General features: G+C 74.7%; 4 protein-coding genes. 1 reads left to right on the top strand and 3 read right to left on the bottom strand.

Annotated features, from left to right (window positions below; all coding sequences use genetic code 11):
- The coding region (locus KBX39_RS27425; RefSeq protein WP_210873245.1) for an RNA 2'-phosphotransferase at positions 1–225 on the top strand (225 nt) is incomplete at its 5' end.
- 7 nt (positions 226–232) lie between these two features.
- Here KBX39_RS27425 and KBX39_RS27420 read toward each other — a convergent pair.
- The 3 genes from KBX39_RS27420 to KBX39_RS27410 form a co-directional block, all read right to left on the bottom strand.
- A complete protein-coding gene (locus KBX39_RS27420; protein WP_210873244.1) occupies positions 233–1,516 on the bottom strand; it encodes a sulfite oxidase in 1,284 nt (427 codons plus the stop codon).
- A gap of 84 nt (positions 1,517–1,600) precedes the next feature.
- Positions 1,601–2,239, bottom strand: coding sequence for a hypothetical protein (locus tag KBX39_RS27415; protein WP_064445696.1), 639 nt, complete (start codon positions 2,237–2,239; stop codon positions 1,601–1,603).
- A partial coding sequence (locus KBX39_RS27410; protein ID WP_247660662.1) for a selenium-binding family protein occupies positions 2,236–3,108 on the bottom strand: 873 nt, incomplete at its 5' end. The genes KBX39_RS27415 and KBX39_RS27410, both read right to left, overlap by 4 nt.

The following is a 3,108-nucleotide window of genomic DNA, read 5'->3' as shown; positions in this document are numbered from 1 at the left end:
GACGCGCAGCGGGAGCAGGGGCCGCGCCGGGGCGGGCGGCACCACGTAAACCTGACACCTGATGCGGCGACGGCCGGGCGCGTCGGCGCGCGCCGGGGCGGCGCGGTGGTGGTGCTGACGGTGGACGCGGCGGCGATGGCAGAGGCGGGGTACCTGTTCTACCGCTCGGCCAACGGGGTGTGGCTCACCGACACCGTGCCGCCGCCCTACCTCGGCACCACCTGAGCGGGCGTCAGCGGACGGTGACCGGGTGGGCCACCACGGCGTCGAACAGGTACGCGAGGTCGTTCACGGCGGCCCGGTCGGGCTGGACGGCGCCGGTGCAGTCGGTGGCCCGGGCACGCAGCGTGTGCCGGCCCGTGGCCGGCGGGCGCCAGCGGACGGTCCAGCGCTGCCAGGCGCCGCCCCGGTCCGCGGTGACCAGGTCGGCCGGGCGCCACCCGTCGCCGGTGTCCACCTCGACGTGCGCGATCGGGCCGTTGCCGGACCAGGAGCGGCCGGTCAGCAGCACGTCCTCGCCGGCCGGCAGCCGGGCGTCCCAGGGCAGCTCGAACGCGCTGCGCACCGGCTGGGCGGTGAGCGCGGTGCCGCCGGCGGGGTGGCCGGGGCCGAACATGCGGTAGAACTGCGTGTTCCACGGCGAGAACAGCGGGGTGGTGGAGACCTCGATCGCGCCCACCCACTTGATCGAGGCGATGCCGACCCAGCCGGGCACCACGACCCGCACCGGGAAACCGTGGTCGGCTGGGAGCGGCTCGCCGTTCATCTCGTACGCCAGCAGCACGTCGTCCAGCGCCTTCGCGATGGGCATCGGACGGCGTACCCGGCCGAGGTTGACCCCGCCGGAGACGTAGTCCGGGTCGAGGCCCTCGGGCATCACGTCGACCGCCTCGTCGCGCAGCCCGGCCAGGCGCAGCACCGTGCCGAGCCGCACGCCGCGCCAGCGGGCCACGCCGACGCTGCCCAGCCCCCACGCCACGCCCGGGGCGGGGTCGCCCTGCTGCTCGGCGAAATAGCGCCGCCCGTTGCCGGCGCACTCCAGCAGTGCCGCGTGCTCCTCGGCGGGTAGCCGGCGCAGCTCGTCGAGGTCGAACTCGACCGCGTCGTCCCGGGTCGGCGTGCCGCGCAGGCCGTCGCCGAACAGGCGCAGCCGCCAGGTGGCCGCGTCCAGGTGCGGCGTGACCGTGTGGTTGCGGACGAAGAAGCGGTCGATCGGGACCACGTACCCCTGGCCGGCCATCGACGGCCAGCGCATCTCGGCGTTGGTGTCCAGCGGGCGCAGCAGCTCCGCCGGCAGCGGCTTGACGATCGGCGCGCCGGGGTCGACGCCGACCGGCGCGGACGTCACCGCTACCGGCTCGCGTTCCGCGGCGGCGGCGGTCACCGCGGCCATCGCCGCACCCACCTCCAGCAGCCGGTCGCGGTCGACGCCCGGCCCGTGTGCCTGCCCGGCGAGCCACTGCCGGCTCCGGTCGGCGTCGTGGACGGCTTCGGCTGAGGACGGGGACTGACTCACGGCTGACCTCCGGGATGGGCGACGCTGCCTTTCCTATTCAACCAGTAGGACTTCCCGTCGATCCATAGCAGGTCGGCGGCACGGTCACGCCGCGCCGATCAGCGTCACCACCCCGGCCACCACGAGCACGCCGGCCCAGAGCCGGTCGACGTTGAACCAGGCCCGGCGCAGCACACCGACGCCGAGCACCTCGTACACGGCCACGGCCACGGCCAGCGCGACGCCGAGCATGGCGGCGGTGTGCACGGCCGCCGCGAACAGGCCGGTCAGGGCGCCGGCCGGCGCGGCGGCGAGGTGTCCGGCGTGCGGGCCGCCGCCGACCGCCGGTTCGGCGAGCAGCACCGGCAGCAGCATCAGGCCCGCGCCGTGCGCCGCCGACATCAGGAACGACCAGGCGGTGAGCTGCGCGGCCGACAGCCGCATCCCGGCCCACCGGAAGTGCCGGTCGGACAGCAGCCGCCACAGCCCGAACCCGACGAGCAGCACCCCGCCGGTGACCGCGACCGCAGTGCTCGCCGTCACCGACCGGGTGGCGCTGACCAGCGCGGCGACCACCGCCACCGACGCCAGGTGACCGGCCGCGATCGGCGGCAGCGCCGCCAGCAGCGCCGCCCGTCGGCGCTCCTGCAGGCCCCGGGCCACCGCGAACAGCCAGCCCATCGCCGGGTTCAGGCCGTGGAACGCGCCGAGGCCGGCCAGCGCCGCCCAGGTCGCGCCGGTCACGGGAAGCAGTACGAGTCAGATGACGCGTCGCCGCCCTGCAACCGGGTCTGGTGCACGCGCAGGCCGCGGAACTCCTCCCCGCGCGGGAAGAACCGCGGATCCGGCACGAGGCCGCCGCTGCCCGGGTCGACGTCGAGCTTCGCCACCCAGGCGCCCACCCCGTCGGGGTAGAACTGGTCGTCCCAGGCGCCGTAGAGCGAGTTGCTGACGTAGACGCGGCGGCCGTCGCGGCTGATCTCGACCATCTGCGGGCCGCCGGCCAGCGGCTCGTCCGGGTACGCCGGGTGCGGCGTGCGGTTGACGATGCCGCCCAGGCGCACCGAGCCGACGCGTACCGGGTGGAACGGGTCGCTGACGTCGTAGCGGATCAGCTCTCCGGTGCCCCAGCAGGAGACGTGCAGGAACCTGTCGTCCACTGACAGGTCGATGTCGGTGACCAGCGGCGGCACCGCCCCGAACGGCTTGAGCAGGTCCGGCAGGTCGGCCGGGTCGGCCGGCTCGGCCGGGATGTCGATCACCTTGGTCACCGCCCAGGCGTCGCCGTCGCGGTGCCACAGCCAGATCGAGGCGGACAGGTCCTCGACGCTGATCACCACGCCGACGAAGCCGTACGACTTCGTCGGGTCGTGCGCGGGGCGCAGCTCCAGCGGCATCTGGTACTGGTCGCCGAGGTCGACGCGCTGCACGTGCCGGCGCTTCGCCAGGTCCCAGAAGTGGATCGCGTGCCCGTACTTCCGCCCCAGCAGCAGTTCCCCGACGATGCCGTCCTCGATCATCGACGGCGTGCCCCACTCGCTGGTGACCAGCACGTCCTGCGTGTAGTGCCACCAGAAGTCGTACGCCAGGAACTGCGGCCCCCGGTCGGCCTC

It is taken from the genome of Micromonospora sp. D75 (assembly GCF_018070405.1).
Classification (GTDB): domain Bacteria; phylum Actinomycetota; class Actinomycetes; order Mycobacteriales; family Micromonosporaceae; genus Micromonospora; species Micromonospora chalcea.
Note: the sequence above shows the minus strand (reverse complement) of the source record. Positions and strands in the feature narration are given on the sequence as shown.